Source organism: Amycolatopsis sp. Poz14 (assembly GCF_006704225.1).
In the GTDB taxonomy this organism is placed as follows: domain Bacteria; phylum Actinomycetota; class Actinomycetes; order Mycobacteriales; family Pseudonocardiaceae; genus Amycolatopsis; species Amycolatopsis nivea.
Genome location: NZ_JACLHD010000001.1, coordinates 2,481,131 through 2,506,003 on the forward strand (window position 1 = coordinate 2,481,131; position 24,873 = coordinate 2,506,003).

Here is a 24,873-nt window from a genome sequence, read left to right on the forward strand (position 1 = left end):
AGTCGAGGCAGTGCACGGGGTTGTCCTTTCTGGTCAGGCGAGGATGAGCACGAGGGCGAGCACGGCGACGAAGGCGATCAGCAGGTAGCCGACATAGGCGTCGAGCCGTCCGTTCTGGAGGCGTTTGGCGGTGCGGACGGCGGCGCGCAGCGGGCGCAGCAGCGGCCGGTAGAGGAACTGTTCGACGGCTTCCACGACGTCGGAGGTGTAGCCGAGGTGGGCGCCGGCGGCGTCGGGGCGCGGGTCGTCGTCCCGGCCGCCGCTCTGGCGTTCGACCGTGCGCAGTTCGGCGCGGGTCAGCAGCACGTTCGCCAGGACCTTGCGGGTCGGGTTGGTGAAGGCGAAGGGTTTGTACTGGTTCTCGCCTTCGACCCCGCCGGTCGCCGAACGCCACGCGGGCACCCGGCGGACGGCGAACATGCGGCCCCGCGCGAACACCAGGCACAGGAGTCCGGCCCCGGCCAGCAGCGCCGGCAGCACGACGGCGAGCCAGGACGGGGAGAGGATGGAGAAGCCGGGGAACACCGGTTGCAGCACCCAGGGCCCCTTGATCGCGGACCCGGTGGCGTCGCGGGGCACGATCGGGCCGAGCCCGGCGGCGATGACCCGCACCTGGAGGGGCGCGACGGCGGCGACCGCCAGACAGCCGGCGCCGAGGGCGGTGAGGGCGAGCTTGCCGAGCGGGCCGGTGTCCCGGGCCAGTTCCGCGTCGCGCGGTCCGCGGGGGCCGAGCACGGTGAGCCCGACGATGCGCACGAAAGCGACGGCGGCGAAGCCCGCAGTGAGCGCGACCAGCGCGCCGGTGACGGCGAGCGGCAGGGTGTAGCCGAGCGCGCCAAGCCGGAACTGCTGCATCAGCGCCTCCAACAGGAACCACTCGGACACGAACCCGGCAGTCAGCGGCAGCCCGGCGAGGGTGAGCGCGCCGATCGCCAGCCCCGTGCCGGAGAACCGCAGACGGTGCCCGACGCCGCGCAGGTCGTCGAGTTCGGTCGTGCCGGTCGCGTCCTCGATCCCGGCCGTGGCGGTGAACAACAACGATTTGGCCAGTGCGTGCGCGATCGTTTGCAGGGTGGCGGCGAGCAGCCCGACCGCGATCAGCGGCGGCATCGAGGCGGCGGCGCCGATCATCGCGACCGCGTAGCCGACCGTGATGAGCCCGGCGTTCTCCACGCTGGAGTAGGCGACCACCTCGGCGAGATCGGTTTGCACGGTGGCGTGCGCGATGCCCAGCAGCGCGGTCGCGCCGCCCAGCAGGAGCACGACGACGGCGAGCCAGGGCGGCGGCTGGTGCAGGAGCGCGAGGGTCCGCCAGAGGCCGTAGAACCCGACGTTCACCGCGACTCCGGCCATGACCGCGCGCAACGGTCCCGGTGCGGCGCGGTAGCCGCGCGGCATCCACACGTGCACCGGGACCAGCCCGACCTTGACCGCGAAACCGAGCACCAGCAAGGCGTAGGCCGCGTCGCGGACGCCGGTGTGCGGCAGCGTCGTGAAGCTGGGGAAGGAGAAGCTGCGGCTTTGGGCGGCGAGCAGCAGCAGGCCGACCAGCAGTGCCGCGCCGCTGACCTTGCCGAGTGCGATGGTGACGATCGCCGGTGTCGCGGTGCAGCCGCGCTGGTGGGCGGTCATGAGGTAGAAGGCGACGGTCAGCGTCTCCCAGGCGAACAGGAACACGAACACGTGGTCGGCGGTGACGATGACCGCGATCGACGCGAAGGCGAGCGCATAGGCGCAGCTGAGGCCCCTTGCCCGGACGCGGTGCGGCCGGACCGCCCAGTCCGCGCACGCCAGCGAGACCGGGACGGCGACGGAGAAGCTGATTACGAGGAACAGTGCGGAGAGCCGGTCGACGGTCAGGTCGGCCGCGCCGAAGCCGAGGAACGCGTCGAGGCTCAGCCGGATCGGGTGCCCCGTGAGCCCGGCGGCGCCGACGATGGTCAGCAGGGTCGCGGCCGCGGCGCCGAGCAGATAAGGCAGGGGGCGGGCCCAAGCGTGCCGGACGCCGAGCACCAGATCGGCCAGCAGCGCGAGGCCGAGCAGGCCGAGCGCGGCGATCAGGACGGCCGTCATCGCGTTCGCCTCGTCCCGGTCAGCCGGCCGGTGGCCAGCAGGATCGCGTGCAGCAGCCGGAACGGGCTCGGCGGCGACCCCGGCACCCACACGTCGACCGGGAGCAGGTCGCCGATGCCGCCGGCAGTGGCGTAGGAGGGCGAGACCAGGCCGCCGCTGATCGCGTCGGCGCCCACGGCGATGACCGCAAGCGGACGCGGCAGCGCCTCCAGCGTGCGGGCCAGCGGCGCGGCCATCCCGTGCGTTCCGGCGCCGGTGACGAGCAGGAGGTCGGCGTGGCGGGGGCTGGCGGTGAAGAAGATCCCCAGCCGGTGCACGTCGTAGACCGGGTTGAGCAAGGCGAGTACTTCCCATTCCTCGGCGCCGTCCGAGCCCGCGTCGACGTGTCTGATGTGGACGGACCGGCGGAATGCCCTGGTGCGCCGGGACAACGCGGCACGAAGACGGCGCAGTTCGGCATCGGTCTCGGCCAGTTCGGGCACCACGAGGGCTTCCCGGGAGAGCCGGGCGACGTCGTTGCCGTCCTGCCAGCCGAACCGGTCGGGCCGGGCGGCGACACAGGCACCGCACCCGATGCACCGGCCCTGGTCGAGCCGGACCCGGCCGTGGTCATCCTGGATCGCGCCGGTGGGACACAGCTCGTCCAGCCCCGGGTCCCAGGCCGTTTCGCCGACCGTGCGGGCGATCGAGCGGACGTCGTCGGCGTCGGGCCGCCGGGGGTGTCCGGTCGTGACGATCCCGTCGCGCAAGCCGCGGAAAACCCAAGGCATCTACATCGCCACCCCGGCTATGGAGAGGCCGAAACTGGCCTCGATGAACGGGAAATCGGTCAGGATGTCGCCGTGGAACGCCTGGGAGAACACGGCGAGGTTGTGGAACGACGCTGACCTCGGCGCGCATCGCCGCAGCCGCCCGTCGCGCTCGGCGTCGAGGAAGTACAGCACTTCGCCCTGCGGTGCTTCGGCCCAGCCGACCGCCTGACCGGCGACCGGGCCGACCGGGGCGGCCAGCGTCTCGTCGGGCCGGTCGCCGAGCAGTTCGACGATCTGGGCAAGCAGGTCGAACGACTCGGCGACCTCGTCCCACCGCACCCGCAGCCGGGCCATCGCGTCGCCGTCGCTGCGGCGCGGCCCGGGCGTGCGGCTGAGCTTGGGGTAGGCGTCGTAGGGCCGGTCCCACCGGGTGTCGTCGCCGGTGCCGCCGGCCCGTCCGACCGGGCCGAGCAGACCGTGCTCCAGGGCGAAATCCTCGTCCAGCGGCCCGGTTCCGCGCAGCCGGTCGAGGAACGACGCGGTCTGCATCAACGCCTCGGCGTCGGCGGAGACGGCGCGGCGGAGAGCGTCCATTCGGGACCGGAGGTCTTCGCGGCCGAGCATCGGAAGCGCGCGTACTCCGCCGGGAATCACGACACCGCGGCCGAATCGGTTGCCGCACAACGCGGACACCAGCCGCAGCGTGCGCTCCTTGTGCCAGCCGAAGCGGGCGACGGCGACCGCGAGGCCGGCGGCGTCGGCGAGTTTCATGGCGACGTCGAGGTGGCTGGCGATGCGTTCGAGTTCCGCGTGCAGCGCGCGCACCAGCTGTGCGGTCAGCGGCGGCTGCGCATCGGCGAGTTCCTCGACGGCGTGGCAGAACGCGAGGGCATGCGCGACGGAGGCGATTCCCTCGACCCGTTCGGCCAGCAGAACCGCGTGATTCGGGGCCATTCCTTCGAAGCGCACTTCCAGGCCGCGGTGTTTGAAGTGCGGGCGGACGTTCACGTGCGGGATGTCCTCGCCCGGGGTCTCGACGACGTACTCCACCGATTCGAACACCCCGGAGCGGACGGGACCGTGCGGGAGGCTGAACAGGCCGGTGCCCATCACGTGGCTGGGCAGCGCGCGCTCGTCCGGCTCGACGTGGGACGGGTGGAACGCGGCGCCGGGGCTGGGCAGGGGTTCGTTGTCGTCCGGGTGCGGCAGCACGAGCGGGTCGAGCCGCGGATGGCCCTGCGGGACCACGCCGAACAAGTCATGCAGCTTGCGCTCGTACCAGAACGCGGAGGGAATCCTCGGCGTCAGCGCGGGATAGGCGCCGGTGCCGGGCAGGAGCCGCAGGTCTGCGACGTCGATGCCGCCCGGCCGGGCCAGCAGCACGTGCAGGGTCACGCCTTCGGTGAGGTCGCCGTCGCCGATCAGGGCGGCGAACCGCGCCCCGTCGCCGATCCGGGCGAAGATCTCCTCCCGGCTCATGTCCCGCCTCCCAGCTCGGCCACTCCGCGGGCCAGGAGATCGGCGAAGTCCGCTGGCGGGTGCACGCCGAGCACGATCAGCACCAGCAGCCCGGCCACCATCGGCGCGACCATCCAGGCACTCGGCTCCCCGCGCACCGGCAGCTCGGTGCCGCCGCGGACGAAGAGCATCCGCGTCGTCGCCACCGACAGCCCGAGGAAAGCCAGCGTGACCAGCACGACGAGGACCACGGTGACCGTGTCGTGGGCGCCGGCGAGCCCGCCGGCGACGATCTGGAACTCGCTGCGGAACAGCCCGAACGGCGGCATCGCCGACAACGCCAGTATCGCGAACAGGAACAGCGGCGCCGTCCACGGCAAAGTGTCCAAACAGGACCGGATGGTGCCGGTGTCCTTGGTGCCGTACTTGCGGACCAGCACCCCGGCGCCGAAGAAGGCGTTGCCTTTCGCCGCGGCGTGGGCGACCACGTGCAGCAGGACTCCGGCGAGTGCCAAGGGCGCGCCGAGCCCGATGCCGATCGTGAGGATGCCCATGTGCTCGACGCTGGAGTAGGCCAGCAGCCGTTTGAGGTCGCGTTGCTCCAGCAGGTACAGCGCGGCCAGCAGCAGGGTGAGGACGCCGAACACGAGCAGCACCGTTCGGGGGGAAGCCGGAGCCGAGCGTGCCGGCGGCGACCTGGTAATAGCGCAGCACCGCGTAGAAGCTCACCGCGAGCAGCGAGCCGGACAGCATCGCCGAGACCGGCGTCGGCGCCTCGGAATGCGCGTCCGGCAGCCAGGTGTGCACCGGGAAGAGCCCGACCTTGGTGCCGAACCCGACGACGGCGAGCACGAACGCCAGCTGAACGGCGTTGTGCGGCAAGGTTTTCCCGGCGGTGAGCAGGGGCGCGAACGCGACGTCGTAGGACGAGCCGAGGACGGTGGAGCCGGCGTAGTACATGACAATCGTGGCGAGCAGCCCGATGCCTAGACCGGCGGAGGCGAGCAGCACGTACTTCCACGCGGCTTCGGCGGCGTTGTCGGTGTCGTCCAGCGCCACCAGCAGCGCCGACACGACGGTGGTGATCTCCACCGCGATCCACAGCAGGGCGAGGCCGTCCATGAGCGGCGCGCACATCATCGACCAGGCGAACAGGTTCAGTCCGATGTGGAATCTCCGGGCGTAGCGGGCGAATCCCGGACGGTCGCGTTCGGACTGGAGATAGCCGATCGAGTACACCGCGGTCGCGGCGTAGAGGAAAGTGGTGCCGAGCAGGAACACGACCGACACCGCGTCGGCCCGGAGGATCCCGAACTGCACCGGCCCGCGCACGACCGCGGGCACCAGCACGACGGCGAGGCCGAGGCTAGCCAGCGCGGTGAGCAGGCTCAGCGTCTCGCTCGCCCGGACGCGGGCCGGGAGCGCGCCAAGGGCGGACACCAGCGGGAGAGCGGTCAGCAGGACGAGGACGACCGGCATAGCCTCACCCCCTCAGCTTCGTGAGGTCGCGGGTGGACAGCGATTCCGATCGGCGGTGGTGGACCTGCATGAGCACCCCGAACACGACCACCGCGACCAGCAGGTCGAACAGGAACGCCACCTCGAGGATCAACGGCATCCCGGCAGCGACCACGAGACTGGCCAGGGAAACTCCGTTCTCCAGCGAGAAAAACCCGATCGCCTGCGAGACCACGTCACGGCGCACGATCATCAGCACGAACGCCACCAGGATCACCGCGACCGACAGCGCGAGCGCGGTTTCCGGGAGCGCGGGGCTGGTGACTTGGAAGCGCCCGGTCGCGAAGAACCCGAACGCCGCCACCGCGACCGCCAGCAGCACCTCGCTGGCCACGCCGAGCGCGCCGCTGCCGGCGATCTCGGTGCCCGCCGTGCGCAGCATCCGCAGCACCAGCCACGGCACGACGATCACCTTGAGCGCCAAGGACAACGCCGCCAGGGCGTACAGCTCCGGCACGTCCCGCACGACCGCGACGACCACCGCGAGCAGGGACACCAGCAGCGACTGCGCGGCATACACCCGGACTTGCGCGCGCAGCAACGCGGTCCGCAGCATCGCGAACTCGGTCAGCAGCACCAGCACCGCCAGCCCGTTCGCCACTCCGGCATACACTCCGGGCGGCGCGACGGCGGCGGGGTCCGCGGCCAGGACGTTCATCAGCCGCCTCCGAAGTAGAGGGTGAACACGGCCAGCACCGCGAGCAGGAACGCCGCCGCGACGAACTCGGTGATCTTGAACAGCCGCAGCTTCGCGAACGAGTTGTCGATCACCGCGATCAGGACGCCGAGCACCGCGCATTTGCCCAGCAGCGCCGCGATCGCGAGCGCCACGTTCCCGATCCCGGGCGTGGCGGCCAGCCCCCACGGGGCGATGAACACGTTGATCAGGATGGTGAAGAGGATCAGCTGCTTCATCGCCGATCCCCAGCGCAGCATCGCCAGGTACGGGCCGGAGTGCTCGAACGCCCGGGCTTCCTCGATCATGCCGAACTCGTTGGTCCCGGTGTGCGTTTCTACCGGGATCCTGCCGGTTTCGGCCAGGATCACCAGCAGCAGCGCGGCCGCGGCGAGCAGGTGCGCCGGACGCACGATCTGCTCGGCCGAGGACCGGACGGTTTCGGCCAGCGCGTACGGAAGGTCGGTTCCGGTCACCAGCGCGACGGTGAAGACCACGAACAACACCACCGGTTCGGTGATCGCGCCGAAGGTTTTGGTCCGGCTGGCTCCCAATTGCGCGTAGGGCGAACCGGTTTCGGCAGCGGCCACCGCGACCGCGAAGCTGGCGAGCGCCAGCACGAACCCGCCGCCGAGGATGTCGCCCATGTACCCCAGCGGCAACGGGAACGTGGTGAGCACCGGGATCAGCAGCGGCACGGTCAGGTAGCACGCCATCGCGCCGATCGGGGCGACCAGGAAGACCCAGCTCGCTCCGTTCGGAGCCAGGGATTCCTTGCGGAACAGTTTGCCCAGGTCGTAGTACGGCTGGAGCAAGCGGGTGCCGCGCCGTCCCTGCAGCCGCGATTCCACCCGCGCGATCACGCCGGACACCCCGGGCGCGGCGACCAGCACAGTCAGCGCCTGCGCCAGCTGCACGAGCGGGATCGGCACCGGCGGGTTCACGATCGCTCCCCGAGCCGGGGAGCGAGCTGATGATCGGGGACTGCGGAGCCTTCGGAATCCTCGTCCACCCGGACCTCCTCTACCGGCCTGCCAGCGTGCGAACACGAAGGTGGTGCGGTAGAGGCCATTAGCGGAGGATCCGCGGTTAAGGCGAGCCCCATCGCCTGTGTTCCCAGTGTGACCACCACGGCGACGTCGCGCAAGCCCGTGCGCCGCCGCGGACCCGGATGGGTTCTTGACCGCCGGGTCCCCGAGCGGTTGTACTGGACGCGGCGATGGATCCCGCCGGGGCTCGTGTGTGCCCGAACCGCCTCCGCCGAGGCTGATGGCTTCCTGGCCGATGCTTGCCGCGCCGGACCAGGAGGACCGCTGTGAAGATCACCAAAAGGGCGCTGCGACTGTCGATCTTCCTCGGCGACGGCGACATCTGGCACCACAAGCCGACATACGTGGAAATCGTGCACCGGGCGCACAAGGCCGGTCTCGCGGGCGCGAGCGTCCTGCGCGGCTTCGAGGGTTACGGCGTGTCGTCGCGGATCCACACCCAGCACGTGTTCCGGCTGAGCGAGCACCTGCCGCTGCTGGTGCTGATCGTGGACTCCGAAGAGAAGATCCGGGCGTTCCTGTCCGAATTGGACGACCTCGAAATCAGCGGCCTGATCGTGGTCGACGAAGTGGAAACGATCCGCTACACCGAATCCGCGCCGAAGCAGTCGCATTGGTGGTCCGTGAGCTGACGCGGGTGAAACCCGGCACAGCCCGCGGGCCCGCGGACGCCGGCTCGGCTAGACTGGAGCTGCGGCGGTGGGGCTCGCCGCTTCGGGGTCAGCCCGGAAGAACCGCGGCTCTGCCCGCCGCCAACAGTCCCTGCTTGACCAGTGTCGTGCCCAGGACAAGCAGGAGGCGTGCGTGAGCAATGAGGTCGACGTGACCGACCCGATCGACCCGGATGTCGATCTCCAAGTACCGGCACAGCGCCGGGAACTCTTCCGCACGCACGGATTGGTGCTCGTCCTCATCGCGGTCGGCGGTGGTCTCGGGGCACTGGCCCGCTACGGCCTGGCCACGCTGCTGCCCACTGCGCCCGGCCGCTTCCCGTGGGCCACCTTCGGCACGAACGTCGCCGGCTGCTTCCTGATCGGCGTTCTCATGGTGCTCATCACCGAGGTGTGGCCCGCGCACCGGCTCGTGCGGCCCTTCCTCGGCGTCGGCGTGCTCGGCGGATTCACGACCTTCTCCACCTACGCGGTGGAGACGCGCGGCTTGCTGCAGCCGGACACCGTCGGGCTCGCTTTCGCTTACCTGGCGGGAACTTTGCTCTGCGCGCTGCTCGCGGTGATCGCCGCCGTCTGGCTCACCCGGACCGTGACCAGTCTCGTCCGCCAACCCGAAGAAAGGGTCTGATCATGCAGCTCACGGGATACGCCCTGCGCATGTCGATCTTCATCGGCGAGGACGACGTCCGGCACCACAAGCCGCTGCACCGGGTGATCATCGAACGCGCCCGGGACGCCGGATTGGCCGGCGCCACCGTGCTGCGCGGCTGCGAGGGCTACGGGATCCACGCGATGATCCACACCACCCGGCTGCTGAGCATGTCCGAAGACCTCCCGATCACGATCCTGATCGTCGACCGGGAAGACAAGATCCGCGCGTTCCTGCCCGAACTGGACGAGCTGATCAGCGAGGGCGCCGTCCTGCTGGACGAGGTCGAAGTGCTGAGCACCGACGGAGTCCGCCGCCCATGACCGCCGTGCTCGTGTTCGTCGGCGCGATGGTCGGCGCGCCGCTGCGTTACCTGACCGACCGCACGGTGCAGAACCGGCACGACAGCCTGTTCCCGTGGGGCACGTTCAGCGTCAACCTCGCCGGCTGCCTGATCCTGGGCGGGCTCGCCGGAGCCGGAACCGCGCTGCCCGCACCGCTGCTGGCGCTGATCGGCACCGGCTTCTGCGGCGCCCTCACCACCTACAGCACCTTCAGCTACGAAACGGTGCGGCTGCTGGAGCAAAAACTGTACTTCTACGCCGCGATGAACGTGATCATCAGCGTGATCGCCGGGCTGGGCGCGGCGCTGATCGGATACACCGTCTTGCACGCCCTGGTGGGCTGAACCCGGCAATACGGGTTACCGCTGACCGAGTCTCCTTCCGGGCTCGGCGCCGAACGGATCTCGACCCGGCGGTCATCCGGGCAGCGGACGGCCCAGCAGGCTCAGCGCCGCCCGTCTCGCGGGTGCGGGGCCACAGGAGGCGTAACTGTCGAGCAGATCGCGGTGCGCGCCGACTCCGCCGATGCGGACCAGCGCCTGCAAGACGGCGGTGGCCAGGTACGGGTCGGGTCCTTCGGCGAGCAGCGTGCGCAGCGGGCCGAGAGCACGGTGTTCCTTGCGGGCGCCCAGAATTTCGGCGGCGATGATCCGCCGCTCCGGCAGCGGGTGCCGCAGCGTCCACAGCAGACGGTCGACGTAGTCGAGGTCGGCGGCCACGACGGCACACAGCGGCTCCTTCGCGGGGGAGGCACCCAGCACGGTCGCACTGGTTCATCTGGCAAATCCACGGCATCCGGTCTTCCTCGCGTCGTCCGGCTGGACGGGCGGGACCCTGTGACGAAGTTCGCCGCACCCCGCGCCTGCTTCATACGGCACTCAGCCGCCGGTAGCCCGCGGAGCAGAGCGCACCGCCTCCGCGAAAAATGGCGCGTCCCCCAGGACGAGGCCGCCGAACGGCTCGCGCGCACCAGGCGGTGGCCAGCACCCGGTGGTTCCCCGGAGAGCCCGGTCATCCACGTCGTCGCGGTCGGCGGGCGGGTTGTCGGATGGGTCTGTCGCGAACGGGAAAGCGGACCGTCGTGCGCGCCGGAGGCTCGGTCGCCGAAGCGGACACGTTCGGCGAATCTGTTCGCGTGCTCGCGGGCTTATCATGAGAGGGCTGGCGAAGGAGTCGGGATGTTCGCGAAACGGGCGGTGCCGGTGAGTTCCCTCGACGCGCCGTGCGCTCCGTGGGAGATCCCGGTCGAACGCGACCTCGCCGAGCTCGGCGGCGGCCCGGCGCGGTCCTTCCGGCCGTCGTCCGCGCGGTTTCTCCCGGTGGACGCGGCCGAGGACCTCGCCGATCTCGTCGGCCCGCCGCGCCCGGGCGACCTGCTGGTGCTGCCGTCCGCGACGCGACCGGCGGCCGACGGGCTGGTCTGCGTCCCGGACCAGGTCGTGGGCATGGGCCCGCGCGGGGTGGCGCAGTGGGTGGACGATCTGCCCTACCCCCGCGTGGTGGGCGTGATCCCCTACGCCGAGCTGGTCGCCGCCGAGCACCTGCTGGCGGGCGAACACGGCTGCCTGGTACTGACCGGAGCCCGCACCCAGCTGACGATCCACTACCGCTCGCCCGCGTGGCCCGCTGTCGGCGACCTGCTGACCCGGCTGCGGGCCCACGCGCTCGCGAGCACCGGGGCGTCGACGATGTCCGCCACCGGCGAGCACGTCCAGTGGGAGGAGCTTCCGTACTCGCTGCTGGTCGGCCTCGGCGACCCCCGGCCGCCGCGGTGCCTGTCGGCGGCCGCGGAATCGGTTCGCGGCCGGTGGTGGCGGCACCGGCGGACCCGGCCCGCCGCGCAGGTGGTGCTGACCCGGTACGAATTGGTGGTGCTGCGGCACGTGACCGGCCGGGCGCCGCTGCGGCACGGGGTGAATCTCCTTGCTGTCGCCCGGGAACACATCGCCGGCCTCGACGCGAGCGGCGAAAGGCTGACGGTGCGCACTCCGGCCGGCGAGCACCAGGTCGAACTCAACCCGGCGCTGGCCGAGGCGGCGCAGACGAAGTTCCGTCCGATGCTTCGTGCCTGCGGCGCACGAGGATCAGCAGCGGGACGGCGGCGAGCTGCGCCACGACCGAGAACAGCACCACAATCGTGAGGGACACGCTGAACAGCGCACCGATGGCCGCGCTGCCAGCGAACCACGCGACGCCGTAGACGCCGGTGAACAGACCGTAGGCCGAGGCCCGCCGGTCGGCCGGGACCATCGGGGCCACCGCGGCCGGGATGATCGATTCGTGCACGCCCATTCCCAGCCCCCACAAGCACATGCCGATCAGCGCGGGCCAGAAGCCGCCGAGGAACGCCAGCGGCGCGTAGGCCGCGGCGACCACGGTCAGCGGGATGAGCAGGCCGATCCCGAAGCGGTCGAACAGCCGCCCGAACAGCAGTGATCCCGCGCCGCTGACCGCCATCGCGACGGCGTAGAAGATCGGCGTCAGGTCGGCGGACACGGCGCCTGCCTGCTGGAAGTGGAACGCGATCACGGGAAAGTCGGCGAAGCCCGCCGCGACCAGCGCCGCGGCGGCCAGATACAGCCAGAACCGCCGCGGGAACCCGTGCGCCTGCACCGGGGCCGTCGAGGGCTCCAGGTCCTGCGGGCGCGGGTAGACCAGCCGCGCTACGCCCAGCAGACAGAGCATGATCGCGGCGGGCACGGCGAGGACGGCGAACGCGAGCCGGTAGTCGTGCCGGCTGCTCGCCAGCACCAACGCGATCAGCAGCGGCCCGAACATGGCCCCGAACTGGTCGAGCGCCTCGTGCACGCCGAAACCCCAGCCGTACCCGATCTGCTTCGCGGCATGGGACAGCATCGCGTCCCGCGGCGGATTGCGGATCGCCTTGCCGACCCGTTCGAGGATCACCAGCAGCGCGGCGACCTGCCAGCTTCCGGCCAGTGCCAGCAACGGGACCACCGACATCTGCAACACGTACCCGCTGATCGTGATCGGCCAGTACCGGCCGGTGCGGTCCGCCCCGCGACCGGACACCACCCGCAGCCCGTACCCGAGCAGCTCGCCGAACCCGGTGACCACTGCGATCGCCAGCGCACCGGCCCCGAGCAGCCCGAGGAAAGGCCCGATGACCGCGCGCGACGACTCGTAGGTGAAGTCGGCGAAGAAGCTCATCACGCCGACCATCAGCACGAACTTCAACCCGGCGGACAACCGCCGCCCGCGAGCCTTATCGGCCATACCGCGCCACCGCCTCAAGACGACCGCGTTACGGTAGCAAAGTAACCGCCGTTACGCATCAGCACGCGACGGCACGATCGGGCAGACTGAGCCCGTGCCCGACCAGAAGACGAACGCCCCCCGTGGCTGGCTGCTGCTGATCTACCGGGTCCCGCCGGAACCGACTCGCCTGCGAGCCACGGTGTGGCGCCGCCTCAAAGGACTCGGCGCCGTCTATCTCCAGAACTCCGTCGCCACTCTCCCGGCCGCACCGGCAGCGGAACGCGCGCTGCGGAAGCTGCGCCACGAGATCGTGGAAATGGGCGGAACGGCGCAGCTGCTCACGAGCACCGCGCTCGTCGGGCAGGCGGACATCGTCGCCACCTTCCAGGCCGCTCGCGACGACGAGTACGAGGAAATCGTCGACAAGTGCCAGGACTTCCTGGCCGAAATCGAGAAGGAAACCGCCGCCGAGCACTTCACCTACGCGGAACTCGAGGAGAACGAGGAAGACCTGACCAAGCTGCGGAACTGGCTGGCGAAGGTCACCGAACGGGACGTCCTCGCCGCGCCTGGCCGCGCCGAGACGCTCCGGGCGCTGGAACGGTGTGAGCGGGTGCTCGAGGAGTACGCGGCGAAGGTGTACGCGTCGGACGCCGACGGACACTGATCGGGTCGCCTTGGCGGGTGCCGCGGGCCGTTCTGATGGCATTCAGCCTGGCTCAGCTCTGGCAGCACGTCGTCCTGGCCGGTGCTGCGATCCTGTTGCTGGCGCCCGAAAGCGGAGTCGTCACCGCACTCCGTGCCAGCGCACCAGCAGGGGCGTTGCTCGCGATCGCCGGAATCGCAGTCGTACACCGAGGCACGCGTGCCGCGACCGGCAACAGTTGCGCCATGACTCTTGGCCTGCAAGGCGACGAGCCGATGTCAGGAGGATGACCACGGGCATTGACAGCGAGAGGTGATCAGCACCGTTTGTTGCGATCGGTATCCGCGACGGGCGCGATCTGGTCGACGAGCGGGCCGCCGGTGTCCAGCAGTGCCCGGAGGGTCTCCAGGGGTTCGGGGACGAGGCGGTACCAGCTCCAGGTGCCGCGGCGTTCGCGGGTGAGCAGTCCGGCGGAGACGAGGACGCGCAGGTGGTGGCTGAGGGTGGGCTGCGGCATGGCGAATTCCTCGGCGAGGTCGCAGAAGCAGGCTTCGCCGCCGGGCGAGTAGCGGATGAGGGACACGAGCCGGATGCGCAGCGGGTCGGCGAGGGCTTTGAACAGGGCCGCGGCCTGGTGGGCGTCGGTGTCGGTGACGGCCGCGGCGGGTTCGGCCAGCAGCAGGGTGACCGGGACCGGGGTGCGGTTGTGCCGGTGTTCGCCCGCCATGGGTCCTCCCGTCGGTTCGTGTGCCGTAGTCGACCATACCTGCTGGATTGACAAAGTTCGATGCAATCGAGTTCACTTGGATTGAGAGAAGTCGATCCAAGGGGTGTGGGTGATGGTGCTGCCTGCTGGCGGCTTGCCCGTGCATGACGCGGACGCGCAGGTCGAGCGGATCGTGGACGAGCTGGCGGACCGGTTCCGCGGGACGTTCGAGCGGGAGGCGGTGGCGCGGTTCGTGCGCGAGTCGTACGCGCTGTTGTCGGAGTCGGCGACGGTGCGCACGCATTTGCCGGCGCTGACGGCGCGGTTCGCGCGCGAGCGGCTGCTGGACCGGGGCCGGGCGTCGGGGCTGTTGCGGGTGGAGGTGCCGCAGGTGCTGTTCGTGTGCGTGCACAACGCGGGCCGGTCGCAGATGGCGGCGGCGCTGCTGGACCATCACGCGTTCGGCCGGGTGGCGGTGCGCTCGGCCGGGTCGCGGCCGACGCGGGAGATCCCGGAGACGGTCACCGCGGCGCTGGCGGAGCTGGGCGTGTCGCTGACGTCGGCGTATCCGAAGCCGTTGACCGACGAGGTGGTGCGGGCGGCGGACGTGGTGGTGACGATGGGCTGCGGTGACGCGTGCCCGGTGTTCCCCGGCCGCCGCTATCTGGACTGGGCGGTGCCGGACCCGGACGGGCAGCCGCCGGCGGCGGTGCGGCGCATCCGCGACGATATGGACGCCCGCGTCCGCGGCCTGCTCGACGAGCTGACTCCGTGATTTTTCCGTTGCCGAGAAAGGAATCCTAGTGTCGCGTGTTCCGGAAGTGCTGTTCGTGTGCGTGCACAACGCCGGCCGTTCCCAGATGGCCGCGGCGCTGCTGGCGCACCACGGCCTGGGCCGGGTCGCGGTCCGCTCGGCAGGGTCGGAGCCGGCGGAGCAGGTGAACCCGGCCGCCGCGCGGGCGTTGGCCGAGTGGGGCCTGGACATCACCGCGGAGATCCCGACGAAGCTCTCCACCGCCGACGTCGAGGCGTCGGACGTGGTGATCACGATGGGCTGCGGCGACACCTGTCCGGTGTTTCCGGGCAAGCGCTACCTCGACTGGGCGCTGGACGACCCGGCCGGGAGGGGCGTGGAGGCGGTGCGCCCGATCCGCGACGAGATCGACCGCCGGGTCCGCGGCCTGCTCGCCGAACTGCTCGACGCCTGATTCCTTCACACCTGTTCTGCCGCAAGGAGAATCGTGACACAGACCGCCGACGACACCGCCCCGGCCGATGGCGACGTCCTGCACAAGCTCTCGTTCCTGGACCGGTTCCTGCCGGTGTGGATCATCGTGGCGATGGCCGCCGGGCTCGGCCTGGGCAGCGTCGTGCCCGGCCTGCAGTCCGTGCTGGACGCGGTGAAGATCGGGCAGGTGTCGCTGCCGATCGCGCTCGGGCTGCTGCTGATGATGTACCCGGTGCTGGCGAAGGTCCGCTACGACAAGCTCGACACCGTCACCCGGGACACGCGCACGATGGTGCTGTCGCTGATGCTGAACTGGATCGTCGGCCCGGCGCTGATGTTCGCCCTGGCCTGGCTGCTGCTGCCGGACCTGCCCGAGTACCGCACCGGGCTGATCATCGTCGGGCTCGCCCGCTGCATCGCGATGGTGATCATCTGGAACGACCTGGCCTGCGGCGACCGCGAGGCCGCCGCCGTGCTGGTCGCTTTGAACTCGGTGTTCCAGGTGATCATGTTCGGGGTGCTGGGCTGGTTCTACCTCGAGCTGCTGCCCGGCTGGCTCGGCCTCGACACCACGAGCGTTTCCTTCTCCCCGTGGGAGATCGCGCTGTCGGTGGTCATCTTCCTCGGCATCCCGCTCGTGGCCGGGTATTTGTCGCGGCGCATCGGCGAACGCACCCGCGGCCGCGACTGGTACGAAAGCAAGTTCCTGCCGAAGATCGGGCCGGTCGCGCTGTACGGGCTGCTGTTCACGATCGTGGTGCTGTTCGCGCTGCAGGGCGACAACATCACCTCCCGTCCGCTCGACGTCGCCCGGATCGCCCTGCCCCTGCTGGCCTATTTCGCGCTGATGTGGGGTGGCGGCTACCTGCTCGGCAAAGCGTCGGGCCTGTCCTATGCGCGGACCACGACCTTGGCGTTCACCGCGGCGGGCAACAACTTCGAACTCGCCATCGCCGTCGCGATCGGCGTGTTCGGCGTGACCTCCGGCCAAGCCCTCGCCGGCGTGGTCGGGCCGCTGATCGAGGTCCCGGTGCTGGTCGCGCTCGTGTACGTGAGCCTGTGGCTGCGCAAACGCTGGCGCACCAACGCATCCCGGACGTGAACCGCACCCAGGTAGCAGTGGTCGGCGGCGGGCAGGCCGGGCTCGCCGCTGGGTTCTACCTGCGCCGCGCCGGCCTGGACTTCGTCATCCTCGACGCGCAGCCCGATCCGGGCGGCACGGGTGGGAGTCGCTGAGGCTGTTCTCCCCGGCCCGCTACAGCGCCCTGCCCGGCTGGCCGATGCCGCCCTACCCCGGCGAGGGGTACCCGACCGCGCCGCACGTGGTCGACTACCTCGCCGCCTACGAAAAGCGCTACGCCCTGCCGATCGTGCGCGGCGAGACCGTGACCAGCGTGGTCCGCGACCGCGGCGGGCTGCGGGTCGCCACCGACACGACCTCCTGGGACGCGGCGGCGGTGATCTCCGCGACCGGCACCTGGTGGCGGCCGTTCCTGTCGCTGGTCTCCGGCGAGTTCGGCGGACGGCAGCTGCACACCGTCGACTACGACGGTCCGGCCGCGTTCGCCGGGCAGCGCGTCGTGGTGGTCGGGGGCGGGAACTCCGGCGCGCAGATCGCCGCCGACCTCGCCCCGGTCGCGACGGTGACGTGGGTGACGCGGCGGCCGCCGCGGTTCCTGCCCGACGACGTCGACGGCCGAGCCCTGTTCGACCTGGCCAGCCGCCGCGCCCGCGCGCTCGCCGCCGGCCAGGCCGATCCGGGCGGGGTCGGGAGCCTCGGCGACATCGTCGCCGTGCCGCCGGTCCGCGTCGCCCGCGACGCCGGGCTGCTCACTCACCGGCCGATGTTCGCGCGCCTGGCCGCGGACGGTCCGATGTGGAGCGACGGCAGCCGCCTCTCCGTCGACGCGGTGGTGTGGTGCACCGGGTTCCGGCCCACGCTGGGACACCTCGCCTCGCTAGGGCTGCGTACTGCGGGCGGAGCGATCCGCACCGAGGGAACCCGCGCTGTCGACGAACCGCGGCTGCATCTGCTCGGCTACGGCGACTGGACCGGCCCCGGATCGGCCACTCTCGCCGCCGTCGGCCCGACCGCACGCGCCGCCGTCTCCGAGATCGCCCGGCAGGCCGATCCGGACGGGCGAGCTGGTTCCTGACCTGCCTTGACATCCACCATGCGCGAGCACGGTCGTTTCCGGCGGAACGCGATCAGGTCATCCGTCGTCGCCGCCCGAACTGTCGCGAACCTTCCGGTAGGTCGCAGCGTTGCGCAGGGAAGACCGTCCGGTGTAGGACGCGTAGACCGCGAGCAGGCCGTCTTGCTGCTCGTCCGAGAGGTCGTTGAGGCCCAGCACCATCTGCTCGAACGGGTCGAGGGCAACCCCGGGCACGATCTGCCTGATCTCCGCGTTTAGCAGCATCTCCTCGGGGATGTGCAGCACCTCGCAGATCTTTTCTAGGAGCGATTCGCCGGGACGCTCCCCTCCCATGATCTGCGATATGCGGCCGGGCGTGACGGCAACCTTCTCCGCGAGTTCCTTCTGGGACAAGCCAGCGAGTTCGAGACGGCGGTTGAGCAGTTCGCTGAGCGCCGTAGTCGGCATGCTTAGAAGCTAACTAAACTGCTAAATCGCTGTCAACCTCTCCGCTCGCGGTCTTGCTGAGCGCGTCGACACGGCTACGTCGCCGCCTGCACGGCATTGGCGCTCGCCGCGCTCGCCTGGGCCGGGAGACCGCCCCGGGCCTGACCCGTCGGCCCGGCCGCCGGGAGTGCCTGCGACGATCACGCCATGCCCGACCCGACACCCGCGTCCACCGCGGCGTGCTGCGCACCGCTTGTGCAGGAGCCGCTGTCTGCCGAGGACGCCGGGCAGTTCGCGGCCGGGTTCAGGGCGCTGGCCGATCCGGTGCGGCTGCGGCTGCTGTCGCTGATCTGCGCGGGTGGGGACACCTCGGCCGGGGAGTTGGCAGCGGCGTTCGCGGTGACCGGGCCGACGATCTCGCACCACTTGAAGGTGCTGCGCGAGGCCGGACTGGTCGAGACAGAACGCCGCGGCACCTCGATCCGCTACCGGACCCGCGAGGAAGCCATGTCCGCGTTGTCCGGGCTGCTGGCGGTGCCGCTCAGCTGACCGGCTGGCAGCAGCGCCGCCGGCCTGGTGCCGCGGTGTCGGTTCTACGGCATCGTGGTCAGGGACGGGAGTCTCAGTCCTTCGGGGAAACTGCTTGAGCACGAACTCCGAGCCGTGGAAGGAGAATCACGCTGCGGGCGACGAATCTCGTGGCGGCGGGTGCTCGCTGAGCCAGCGCCGCTCGACGGTCCAGCCCGGATTCATGCTCGCGTATTCGACGATCCAGGTCGGGCCCCCGTGACTGTCTCCGGTCCAGGGCGTCGGCAGCCGTGGCCCGGTCAGCCGCAAGTGCGGGGTCGGGTCGTGGTCACGGTGGCAGAACACCTGGGAGTCGGCGGCGTCGAAGATCATCTGGCTGACGATCTGTCCCGTGCCGCCCTCCATTTTGAACCGGTGGTCGACCCGCTTCCGGGGGTCTTCCTTTCTCGCGCGGTGGCCGGGCAGCAGCAGGAAGCGGTGCGGGTCGAGCGGCAGGATGACGTCGCAGTACGCGGTCGCCAGCAGCTGGTTCTGGGCGTCCTGGGCGTTCAGGACGACGACAGGCACGTCGCCGGTCCACAGGCACAGGTCGCTGAACCCGAGGCCCCACGGCCGATCGAAGATCACCCAGCTCAGCCGGGCGAGCTGTTCTCCCATGAACCGGAGCTGCTCGTCGCGGCCCGCCGCTGACCTGATCGACTGGGGCAGCGCCAGCTGGCCGGTTCCGTCGCCGGCGAGGTGTTGCAGACGTTTCCGCTGGCGGACGGTCCGCACGATCTGCGAGGCGATCCACCACGCCAGCGCGGCACGCTCGTTGGCCGGCAACGGCCACCGGCCCGGCCCGGGCAGTGCGCCCCGGGGGTCTTCGAGCATCGTGTCGAACGCGGGCACCGCCTGCTTTTCGGGTTGCACAGCAGCTTCTCGGCCCGTTCGCCGTAGAAGTCGCCCACCGCGGCGACCTTCCGGATGTTCGATCCGAACGGCTGGTCGAGGCAGTCGATGTTGCGGGTGGAGATGAACCACTCGCGGCTGCCGGGTTTCCGCTGCCAGCCGAACCGCCGCAGGTACATCTGCGGCACGGTGTGGTCGTTGCTCATCGCGCGCCCCTGTTCGTCAGCACCTTCCGCGGCAAGCATGTCATCGAGCACCGACAGGAATCAGTTACCGGAATCGCTCCGGCTGCTGAAGGCCAGGCTCAGCTGACCGGCTGGCAGCACCGCCGCCCGGCCGACACCGGGGTGCCGATCAGCCGGTCGACGAGGTAGGCGGCGTCGCGGCCGACGCCGCGCAGGGTGGCGGAGGCGAAGCTGCGCTGCCACTCCAGCCCGACATAGCCGAGCCCGGGCACGGTCGTGGACAACCCCTTCCTCTGCAACGGGATCCCGTCCCGCAACGCCCCAGTTCCGTCCAGATAGGACAGTCCAGGCCGGAACCCGGTCGCGAGAACGATCGTGTCGGCGGGTTCGCTCGTGCCGTTGGGCCAGTGCACGCTGTCGCCGTCGAGGCGGGTGAACATCGGCCGCCGGTCGGGCCGCCCGGCGGCGACCGCGGCCTGGTAGCGGCCAGGGTCGGCCACGGGTGTCGCGGGCGGGGCGGACAGGAGGTGCCCGACGGGAAGGTGGTCGAGGCCGAGCGTGGCGGTCCACCAGTGCGCGTCGCGGCCGAGCGGGCGTTGCGGGGCGAAGCGGATCGGCGCGCGGGTGGCGAGGGTGACGCGGGCGTGTTCGGCGAGTTCGGCGGCGATCTGCACGGCGGAGTTCCCGGCGCCGACGACGATGACCCGCTGCCCGGCGAACGGCGCGGGGTTGCGGTATTCGCTGGAGTGCAGGACGGTCCCGGCGAACTCGTCGAGTCCGGGCAGGGCCGGGGTGTGGGGGCGGCTGAAGCCTCCGGTGGCGGCGATGAGCGCGGGCGCGGTGAAGGCATCGCCGTGCTCGGTGCGGACGGCGAACCCGTCGCGGTCGCGGGTGACCGTGGTGGCGCGGTGGCGGGTGCGGATGTCGGCGTCGAGTGCGGCGGCGTAGCGGCGCAGGTAGGCGACGACGTCGTCGCGGTGCGGGTAGCGGTCGGGGTCGCCGGGGAAGGGGCAGCCGGGCAGGCTGCTGTAGCGGGCCGGGGAGAACAGGGTGAGGCTGTCGTAGTAGTGCGGCCAGGATCCGACCGGTTCGGGTCCGGCTTCCAGCACGAGCGGCCGCAGGCCCCTCATCAGGAGGGCGTGGGCGGCGGCGAGGCCGGACTGGCCGCCGCCGAGGACGATCGCGTGCGGGTCTTCGGTCATGGCGTGCTCCGGGTCGGGGTGACGGTCAGGGCGAGGACCGCGGCGGCGAGGTTGACCGCGGCGAGGGCGAGGAAGGCGGGGCGGTAGCTGCCGAACGCGGCGGCGAGGGCGGACCCGGCGAACGGGGCGAGCGCCATGGTGACGGTCATCGGGGCGGAGAGCAGGCCGTTGAGGCGGCCGTAGTGCGCCGGGCCCCAGCGGTCGGTGATCGCAGTGGCCTGCAGCAAGGTGAAGACCCCGCGCGCCATCCCCGCCACGACCGAAGCGGCGATCAGCGCGACGGTGGTGGTGAGCAGGCTCAGCAGAACGGTGGTCAGCGACGTCGCGGCGAGGGAGGCGGCGGTGCGGGCGCGGACGCCGGTGCGGCGGGCGAGCGCGGCGTAGCCGAGACGGCCGAGGACTTGCCCGGTGCCGCCGAGGCCGAGCGCGAGCGCGGCGGTGCCGGGACTGATCCCGCGTTCGAGCAGCAGCGGCACCAGGTTCACCACGACGGCGAACACGGAGAACGTCGCCAGGCTGAATGCCGTCACCAGGATCCGGAACCCGCTGCTGCGCGCGATCCGCGCCGGGTCCCCGTGCGCCGCCTCGTGTTGTGGGGGTTCGGCGGGCGGCCACGGCCCGCGCAGCCCGAACCAGTGCCCGGGGATGGTGACCGCGGCGAGGATCGCCAGCAGCACCAGGTAGGTGTGGCGCCAGTCCAGGTACGCGGCCAGCAGCGCGGTCAACGGCGCGAACACGGTGCTGGCCAGCCCGGCCACCAGGGTGAGGGTGGTGAGCGCCGGGACGCGACGCGGGCCGTGCCAGCGGGTCAGCGCGGCGAACGCGGGCGGGTACAGCGTCGCGCTCATCGCCAGCCCGGCCAGCGCCCACGCCGCGATGAACCACGCGAGGTTCTGCGCGGTCGCGACCAGCACCACCGCCGGGACCGCCAGCAGCGACCCGACCGTCATCAGCACGCGCGGGCCGTGCCGGTCCAGCCACCGGCCCACCCCGATTCCGGCGACGGCGGACACCAGTTGCGCGCCGGAGAGGGCGGCGGTCACCGCGGCCGCGGGCCAGCCGGTGTCGCGGCTGATGTCCGGGGCCAGCACGGGGAACGCGTAGTAGAGCACGCCCCAGCTGGTGATCTCGGTGAGACAGAGAACGGCCAGCACTCGGCGCAGCCCGGACACCGGCAGTGCCGCGGACCGCGCCGTCGCCGTGCCGCGCACGCCGCGTCAGTTCCCGGCGCGCGACGGCGCGGCCAGCGTCAGCACCTCCGGCTCCGCCGGACCGCAACACCCGTCCGACGCTGCGGTCGTGCCGGGGTCGTCGAACAGTCCCGCCCCGCCGCACACGCCGGTCTCGGCCAGGACCAGCTCCACCCGGCCCGCGGCCTCGTGGTCGCCCGCGAGTGCGGCGGCGATGCTGCGGACCTGCTCGTAGCCGGTCATCGCCAGGAACGTCGGCGCGCGGCCGTAGCTCTTCATCCCGGCCAGGTAGAACCCGGTCTCCGGGTGCGCGAGTTCCTTCGCGCCGTGCGGGTACACCGTCCCGCACGAATGCACGTTCGGGTCGACCAGCGGCGCCAGCCGCACCGGAGCCTGCAGCGTCGCATCGAGTTCCAGCCGGATCTCCGACAGCCACCCCAGCTCGGGGCGGAACCCGGTCAACGCCACCACTTCGTCCACATCGGACAGCCGCTGCCCGTTCGCCGACCCCAGGCTCAACCGGCCGGTGTCGTCGCGCTCCACGGTCTCGGTGCGGAACCCGGTCACCACCGAGACCAGCCCCGCTTCCACCGCTTCCTTCGCGCGCGTGCCGAGCGCGCCGCGGGCGGGCAGCTGGTCGGCGTCGCCGCCGCCGAACGCGGTGCCGATCCCGCCGCGGCGCAGCACCCAGCTGATCCGCGTCGCCGGGTTTTCCTTCGCCAGCCCGGACAACGCCACCAACGCCGTCAGCGCCGAATGCCCGCTGCCCGCCACCGCGATGTGCTTGCCGGAGTACCGAACCCGCACCTGCGCGTCGCCCAGATTCGGGACCCGGTAGACGATCCGGTCGGCTGCGGCGTGTTCGCCGATCGCGGGCAGGCCCTCGCCGCCCAGCGGGTTCGGGCTTCCCCACGTCCCGGACGCGTCGATCACCGCGGAAGCCAGCAGCCGCTGCTCGCCCGCGGCGGTGCGCACGTGCACGGAGAACGGCTCGTCGTCGCGGCCGCTGTCGACCACCCGGTCCCGGCCCCGCCGCGCGACCCCGACCACCTCGGCGCCGAACCGCACCCGAGACCCCAGCGCCTCGGCCAGCGGCTGCAGGTACCGCTCGGCCCATTCGCGGCCTGTCGGGTACTCCGCGCCGTCCGGACGGACCCACCCGGTCGGCTCCAGCAGACGGCCGCCCGCCGGGTCGACCAGCTCCGACCACGCCGAGAACAACCGGACGTGATGCCACGCCGCTACCGCAGCACCCGCACGCGGCCCGCGTTCCAGCACCAGCGGCTCCAGACCCCGCTCCAGCAGCTGCGCCGCCGCGGCCAGCCCCACCGGGCCCGCCCCCACCACCACGACCGGGTACTCGCTCATCCCACACCCCTGATTCATCGATCGGACTCGATTAACGAGCCAGACTGTATCGAGCGCGATCGATGGATGCAACCATCGACCGCGATCGATATACTGTCCGCATGCCGATCGCGCTGCCCCAGGCCCAAGTGCTGCCGACCGCCGACGCCGCCACCTACGCCGACTGGTTCGCCTGCCTCGCCGAACCCGTCCGCGTCCGGCTGCTGCACGCCGTGTCCACCAGCCCGCGCGGCATCACCGTCGGCGCGCTCACCGAGATCCTCGGCACCAGCCAGTCCACGACGTCGCATCACGTGCGCAAGCTCGCCGACGTCGGGTTCGTGCACCTGGAAAAGGTCGGCACCGCCACCGTCGTCACCGTCAACGAAGCCTGCTGCACCGGGCTCCCGCACGCCGCCGACGCCGTCATGGGCCTGCTCGGCCCCCGCCCCTGCTGCCCCGACGACGTGCCCGCCGACATCACCGTCCGCGCCCTCGAACCCGCGGACTGGACCGCCGTGCGGCGGATCTACGGCGAGGGCATCGCCACCGGCATCGCGACCTTCGACACCGCGGTCCCCGCCCGCAAAGCCCTCGACGCGACGTGGCTGCCCGGGCACCGGTGGGTCGCCGACCGTGACGGACAAGTCGTCGGCTGGGCCGCCGCCAGCCCCGTCTCGAACCGCGACTGCTACTCCGGCGTCGCCGAAACCTCCGTCTACATCGCCGAAGCCCACCGCGGCCGCGGCGTCGGGAAAGCCTTGCTGCGCACACAGGTCATGGCCGCCGACGACGCCGGACTCTGGACCCTGCAAACCTCCATCTTCACCGACAACCGCGCCAGCCTCGCCCTGCACCACTCCGCTGGCTACCGCACCATCGGCGTCCGCGAACGCATCGCCCAACGCGACGGAACCTGGCACGACACCGTCTTCCTCGAACGCCGCAGCCCCGTCAACTGAGCGGCTGGATTTCCCGTCTCGCGAGGCGGACACTGAACGCGTGGACAGGCAGGCCGTTCACGACGAGATGGAGCGTGCTCGCACCGAGTTTCACCGGCTTCTCGACCAGGCGAGCGACGCGGACCTGCGCCGCGCCAGCAACGGGACCCGCTGGACCAACCGCGAACTGCTGTTCCACATGCTGCTCGGCTACCTGATCGTCTGGGCACTGCGGAACCTGGTCGCACTGTTCGACCGGCTCCCTGACAGCGTGGGCAAGCGCTACGCACAGGCCCTGAACGCGGTGACCGTCCCCTTCGATGCCGTGAACTACGTCGGTTCCCGCCTCGGAGGGAACCTCCTGAAACGCCGGGGGATGGCAGCTGTCGCAGACCGCGCGATCGCGCGTCTGCACCAGCGACTCGACCGGGAAACTGAGGCCGCCCTCGCCCGGACGATGCACTTTCCGACCCGCTGGGACCCCTACTTCCGCGACCGCATGTCACTGGCCGACGTCTACCGGTTCCCGACCCGGCACTTCGACCACCACGCACGACAGCTCACGCTGCACTCCGGCTCCGAGTGACCCAGCGGGTGCGCGTGCCGGGCGACGCCGCCATTGTCGCATTCGTCCCCCACGCCGAGGGTCTCCTGGACGCGGCCGCCGTGGTCACCCACGCCGGTCACGGCACAGTGGCCGCGGCCATGCGGCACGCCGTGCCCGTGGCCGGGCTGCCCGAGCACGCCGCCGTCAACCGGCACTGGCCGCACGCCTCGCCGAGCGGGATGCCGGAATCGCGCTCGACGGCGAACCAGCCACACCTGCGGACATCCGCGCCGCCGTCGGCAAAGTGCTGGGGGCAACGGCTTTCGGGACGCAGCCGCCACCGTCGCCGCGGCAATCGCTGCCACGTCCGGTGCGGCCGGAGCAGCCAGCCTGCTCGCCAGTTGAGAGCTGCGGCATGGGGGAAGGCTGTCCGATGGGCAACCAGGATGGTGGGCGGAACGGGAGGGCCGC

29 protein-coding genes, 1 pseudogene and 1 riboswitch are annotated in these 24,873 nt (G+C 71.3%); of the genes and pseudogenes, 15 read left to right on the forward strand and 15 right to left on the reverse strand.

The window, feature by feature from the left end:
* Positions 1–33 precede the first annotated feature (33 nt).
* From FKO37_RS12205 to FKO37_RS47735, 5 genes and pseudogenes are all read right to left on the reverse strand, one after another.
* On the reverse strand, positions 34–2,073 hold the full coding sequence (locus FKO37_RS12205; RefSeq protein ID WP_101438004.1) for a proton-conducting transporter membrane subunit: 2,040 nt from the start codon (positions 2,071–2,073) through the stop codon (positions 34–36).
* Positions 2,070–2,843 carry a ferredoxin gene (locus FKO37_RS12210; protein ID WP_101438005.1) on the reverse strand — a complete coding sequence of 258 codons (774 nt, stop codon included), beginning with the start codon at positions 2,841–2,843 and terminating at the stop codon, positions 2,070–2,072. Before FKO37_RS12210 ends, FKO37_RS12205 begins: the two co-directional genes overlap by 4 nt.
* Entirely contained in the window at positions 2,844–4,304 is a 1,461-nt protein-coding gene (locus FKO37_RS12215; RefSeq protein ID WP_183124310.1) for an NADH-quinone oxidoreductase subunit C, read from the reverse strand.
* Positions 4,301–4,939, reverse strand: a complete 639-nt coding sequence (locus tag FKO37_RS47120; protein ID WP_275291606.1) for a proton-conducting transporter membrane subunit — start codon at positions 4,937–4,939, stop codon at positions 4,301–4,303. The genes FKO37_RS12215 and FKO37_RS47120 overlap by 4 nt, the downstream gene beginning before the upstream one ends.
* A 97-nt stretch (positions 4,940–5,036) precedes the next feature.
* Positions 5,037–5,357: pseudogene (locus tag FKO37_RS47735) on the reverse strand (proton-conducting transporter membrane subunit); the annotation flags it as partial.
* Here FKO37_RS47735 and FKO37_RS12225 point away from each other — a divergent pair.
* Entirely contained in the window at positions 5,266–5,469 is a 204-nt protein-coding gene (locus FKO37_RS12225; protein WP_238608422.1) for a hypothetical protein, read from the forward strand. The pseudogene FKO37_RS47735 and the gene FKO37_RS12225 sit on opposite strands and share 92 nt — an antisense overlap.
* A 297-nt stretch (positions 5,470–5,766) precedes the next feature.
* Here the strand turns inward: FKO37_RS12225 and FKO37_RS12230 are convergent, their stop codons facing one another.
* Together FKO37_RS12230 and FKO37_RS12235 are read right to left on the reverse strand one after the other, a co-directional pair.
* Positions 5,767–6,459: a hydrogenase gene (locus tag FKO37_RS12230; RefSeq protein ID WP_183124309.1), complete on the reverse strand. Its 693-nt coding sequence runs from the start codon at positions 6,457–6,459 to the stop codon at positions 5,767–5,769.
* Positions 6,459–7,421, reverse strand: coding sequence for a respiratory chain complex I subunit 1 family protein (locus FKO37_RS12235; RefSeq protein ID WP_037359881.1), 963 nt, complete (start codon positions 7,419–7,421; stop codon positions 6,459–6,461). The genes FKO37_RS12230 and FKO37_RS12235 overlap by 1 nt, the downstream gene beginning before the upstream one ends.
* Positions 7,422–7,532: 111 nt before the next feature.
* Positions 7,533–7,595, reverse strand: a riboswitch (Fluoride riboswitch).
* Between the two features lie 197 nt (positions 7,596–7,792).
* On the opposite strand from FKO37_RS12235, the gene FKO37_RS12240 reads away from it, so the two are divergent.
* The 4 genes from FKO37_RS12240 (at position 7,793) to crcB (FKO37_RS12255) (ending at position 9,534) form a co-directional block, all read left to right on the forward strand.
* Entirely contained in the window at positions 7,793–8,158 is a 366-nt protein-coding gene (locus FKO37_RS12240; RefSeq protein ID WP_037359883.1) for a DUF190 domain-containing protein, read from the forward strand.
* 172 nt (positions 8,159–8,330) lie between these two features.
* Complete coding sequence (crcB, locus tag FKO37_RS12245; protein ID WP_308196523.1) at positions 8,331–8,825, forward strand: fluoride efflux transporter CrcB; 495 nt, start codon at positions 8,331–8,333, stop codon at positions 8,823–8,825.
* A gap of 2 nt (positions 8,826–8,827) precedes the next feature.
* Positions 8,828–9,169 (forward strand): DUF190 domain-containing protein, encoded by a 342-nt coding sequence (locus FKO37_RS12250; protein WP_037359885.1) that lies wholly within the window; start codon positions 8,828–8,830, stop codon positions 9,167–9,169.
* Positions 9,166–9,534, forward strand: coding sequence for a fluoride efflux transporter CrcB (crcB, locus tag FKO37_RS12255; protein ID WP_037359887.1), 369 nt, complete (start codon positions 9,166–9,168; stop codon positions 9,532–9,534). Before FKO37_RS12250 ends, crcB (FKO37_RS12255) begins: the two co-directional genes overlap by 4 nt.
* A gap of 72 nt (positions 9,535–9,606) precedes the next feature.
* On the opposite strand, the gene FKO37_RS12260 is transcribed toward crcB (FKO37_RS12255), so the two are convergent.
* Both FKO37_RS12260 and FKO37_RS12265 read right to left on the reverse strand, forming a co-directional pair.
* The gene (locus FKO37_RS12260; RefSeq protein WP_101438011.1) at positions 9,607–9,951 is read right to left on the reverse strand and encodes a HEAT repeat domain-containing protein; all 345 of its coding nucleotides are present in this window, start codon (positions 9,949–9,951) and stop codon (positions 9,607–9,609) included.
* Between the two features lie 1,252 nt (positions 9,952–11,203).
* Complete coding sequence (locus tag FKO37_RS12265) at positions 11,204–12,427, reverse strand: MFS transporter (protein WP_051165938.1); 1,224 nt, start codon at positions 12,425–12,427, stop codon at positions 11,204–11,206.
* A gap of 94 nt (positions 12,428–12,521) precedes the next feature.
* Between FKO37_RS12265 and FKO37_RS12270 the strand changes: the two genes are divergently transcribed.
* Together FKO37_RS12270 and FKO37_RS12275 are read left to right on the forward strand one after the other, a co-directional pair.
* Positions 12,522–13,076: a Chromate resistance protein ChrB gene (locus tag FKO37_RS12270; RefSeq protein ID WP_037359894.1), complete on the forward strand. Its 555-nt coding sequence runs from the start codon at positions 12,522–12,524 to the stop codon at positions 13,074–13,076.
* A gap of 17 nt (positions 13,077–13,093) precedes the next feature.
* Complete coding sequence (locus tag FKO37_RS12275; RefSeq protein ID WP_143271432.1) at positions 13,094–13,345, forward strand: hypothetical protein; 252 nt, start codon at positions 13,094–13,096, stop codon at positions 13,343–13,345.
* 26 nt (positions 13,346–13,371) lie between these two features.
* Here FKO37_RS12275 and FKO37_RS12280 read toward each other — a convergent pair whose 3' ends face one another.
* Entirely contained in the window at positions 13,372–13,782 is a 411-nt protein-coding gene (locus tag FKO37_RS12280; protein ID WP_063695767.1) for a helix-turn-helix transcriptional regulator, read from the reverse strand.
* A gap of 112 nt (positions 13,783–13,894) precedes the next feature.
* On the opposite strand from FKO37_RS12280, the gene FKO37_RS12285 reads away from it, so the two are divergent.
* From FKO37_RS12285 to FKO37_RS12305, 5 genes are read left to right on the forward strand one after another with little or no spacing between them, the layout of a single operon-like run.
* Positions 13,895–14,536, forward strand: coding sequence for an arsenate reductase ArsC (locus FKO37_RS12285; protein ID WP_051165952.1), 642 nt, complete (start codon positions 13,895–13,897; stop codon positions 14,534–14,536).
* Positions 14,537–14,564: 28 nt separating this feature from the next.
* Positions 14,565–14,969 (forward strand): arsenate reductase ArsC, encoded by a 405-nt coding sequence (locus tag FKO37_RS12290; RefSeq protein ID WP_037359896.1) that lies wholly within the window; start codon positions 14,565–14,567, stop codon positions 14,967–14,969.
* Between the two features lie 33 nt (positions 14,970–15,002).
* Positions 15,003–16,091 carry an ACR3 family arsenite efflux transporter gene (arsB, locus tag FKO37_RS12295; protein WP_037359899.1) on the forward strand — a complete coding sequence of 363 codons (1,089 nt, stop codon included), beginning with the start codon at positions 15,003–15,005 and terminating at the stop codon, positions 16,089–16,091.
* Entirely contained in the window at positions 16,088–16,225 is a 138-nt protein-coding gene (locus tag FKO37_RS47535) for an FAD-dependent oxidoreductase (protein ID WP_235079086.1), read from the forward strand. Before arsB ends, FKO37_RS47535 begins: the two co-directional genes overlap by 4 nt.
* Positions 16,226–16,254: 29 nt before the next feature.
* Entirely contained in the window at positions 16,255–17,145 is an 891-nt protein-coding gene (locus tag FKO37_RS12305; RefSeq protein ID WP_235079104.1) for an NAD(P)-binding domain-containing protein, read from the forward strand.
* A gap of 57 nt (positions 17,146–17,202) precedes the next feature.
* On the opposite strand, the gene FKO37_RS12310 is transcribed toward FKO37_RS12305, so the two are convergent.
* The gene (locus FKO37_RS12310) at positions 17,203–17,592 is read right to left on the reverse strand and encodes a helix-turn-helix domain-containing protein (RefSeq protein ID WP_037359901.1); all 390 of its coding nucleotides are present in this window, start codon (positions 17,590–17,592) and stop codon (positions 17,203–17,205) included.
* A gap of 186 nt (positions 17,593–17,778) precedes the next feature.
* On the opposite strand from FKO37_RS12310, the gene FKO37_RS12315 reads away from it, so the two are divergent.
* Positions 17,779–18,120, forward strand: coding sequence for a metalloregulator ArsR/SmtB family transcription factor (locus FKO37_RS12315; protein WP_037359903.1), 342 nt, complete (start codon positions 17,779–17,781; stop codon positions 18,118–18,120).
* 126 nt (positions 18,121–18,246) lie between these two features.
* Here FKO37_RS12315 and FKO37_RS12320 read toward each other — a convergent pair whose 3' ends face one another.
* From FKO37_RS12320 to FKO37_RS12335, 4 genes are all read right to left on the reverse strand, one after another.
* Positions 18,247–19,011, reverse strand: a complete 765-nt coding sequence (locus FKO37_RS12320; RefSeq protein WP_037359904.1) for a DUF4238 domain-containing protein — start codon at positions 19,009–19,011, stop codon at positions 18,247–18,249.
* A 283-nt stretch (positions 19,012–19,294) separates the two neighbouring features.
* Entirely contained in the window at positions 19,295–20,377 is a 1,083-nt protein-coding gene (locus FKO37_RS12325) for an NAD(P)/FAD-dependent oxidoreductase (RefSeq protein ID WP_101438012.1), read from the reverse strand.
* Positions 20,374–21,588: an MFS transporter gene (locus tag FKO37_RS12330; RefSeq protein WP_183124308.1), complete on the reverse strand. Its 1,215-nt coding sequence runs from the start codon at positions 21,586–21,588 to the stop codon at positions 20,374–20,376. Before FKO37_RS12330 ends, FKO37_RS12325 begins: the two co-directional genes overlap by 4 nt.
* 6 nt (positions 21,589–21,594) lie before the next feature.
* Positions 21,595–22,935, reverse strand: a complete 1,341-nt coding sequence (locus FKO37_RS12335; protein ID WP_101438013.1) for an FAD-dependent oxidoreductase — start codon at positions 22,933–22,935, stop codon at positions 21,595–21,597.
* A 101-nt stretch (positions 22,936–23,036) separates the two neighbouring features.
* On the opposite strand from FKO37_RS12335, the gene FKO37_RS12340 reads away from it, so the two are divergent.
* The gene (locus FKO37_RS12340) at positions 23,037–23,876 is read left to right on the forward strand and encodes a GNAT family N-acetyltransferase (RefSeq protein ID WP_101438014.1); all 840 of its coding nucleotides are present in this window, start codon (positions 23,037–23,039) and stop codon (positions 23,874–23,876) included.
* A gap of 40 nt (positions 23,877–23,916) precedes the next feature.
* Complete coding sequence (locus FKO37_RS12345; RefSeq protein WP_183124307.1) at positions 23,917–24,441, forward strand: DinB family protein; 525 nt, start codon at positions 23,917–23,919, stop codon at positions 24,439–24,441.
* Positions 24,442–24,873: the final 432 nt, after the last annotated feature.

Coding starts and splice junctions, on each gene's coding strand:
- FKO37_RS12205 (WP_101438004.1), bottom strand. CDS start 2,073: ATGACGGCCGTCCTGATCGCCGCGCTCGGCCTGCTCGGCCTCGCGCTG.
- FKO37_RS12210 (WP_101438005.1), bottom strand. CDS start 2,843: ATGCCTTGGGTTTTCCGCGGCTTGCGCGACGGGATCGTCACGACCGGA.
- FKO37_RS12215 (WP_183124310.1), bottom strand. CDS start 4,304: ATGAGCCGGGAGGAGATCTTCGCCCGGATCGGCGACGGGGCGCGGTTC.
- FKO37_RS12225 (WP_238608422.1), top strand. CDS start 5,266: ATGCCTAGACCGGCGGAGGCGAGCAGCACGTACTTCCACGCGGCTTCG.
- FKO37_RS12230 (WP_183124309.1), bottom strand. CDS start 6,459: ATGAACGTCCTGGCCGCGGACCCCGCCGCCGTCGCGCCGCCCGGAGTG.
- FKO37_RS12250 (WP_037359885.1), top strand. CDS start 8,828: ATGCAGCTCACGGGATACGCCCTGCGCATGTCGATCTTCATCGGCGAG.
- crcB (WP_037359887.1), top strand. CDS start 9,166: ATGACCGCCGTGCTCGTGTTCGTCGGCGCGATGGTCGGCGCGCCGCTG.
- FKO37_RS12265 (WP_051165938.1), bottom strand. CDS start 12,427: ATGGCCGATAAGGCTCGCGGGCGGCGGTTGTCCGCCGGGTTGAAGTTC.
- FKO37_RS12280 (WP_063695767.1), bottom strand. CDS start 13,782: ATGGCGGGCGAACACCGGCACAACCGCACCCCGGTCCCGGTCACCCTG.
- FKO37_RS12285 (WP_051165952.1), top strand. CDS start 13,895: ATGGTGCTGCCTGCTGGCGGCTTGCCCGTGCATGACGCGGACGCGCAG.
- FKO37_RS12310 (WP_037359901.1), bottom strand. CDS start 17,592: ATGCCGACTACGGCGCTCAGCGAACTGCTCAACCGCCGTCTCGAACTC.
- FKO37_RS12315 (WP_037359903.1), top strand. CDS start 17,779: ATGCCCGACCCGACACCCGCGTCCACCGCGGCGTGCTGCGCACCGCTT.
- FKO37_RS12325 (WP_101438012.1), bottom strand. CDS start 20,377: ATGACCGAAGACCCGCACGCGATCGTCCTCGGCGGCGGCCAGTCCGGC.
- FKO37_RS12335 (WP_101438013.1), bottom strand. CDS start 22,935: ATGAGCGAGTACCCGGTCGTGGTGGTGGGGGCGGGCCCGGTGGGGCTG.
- FKO37_RS12340 (WP_101438014.1), top strand. CDS start 23,037: ATGCCGATCGCGCTGCCCCAGGCCCAAGTGCTGCCGACCGCCGACGCC.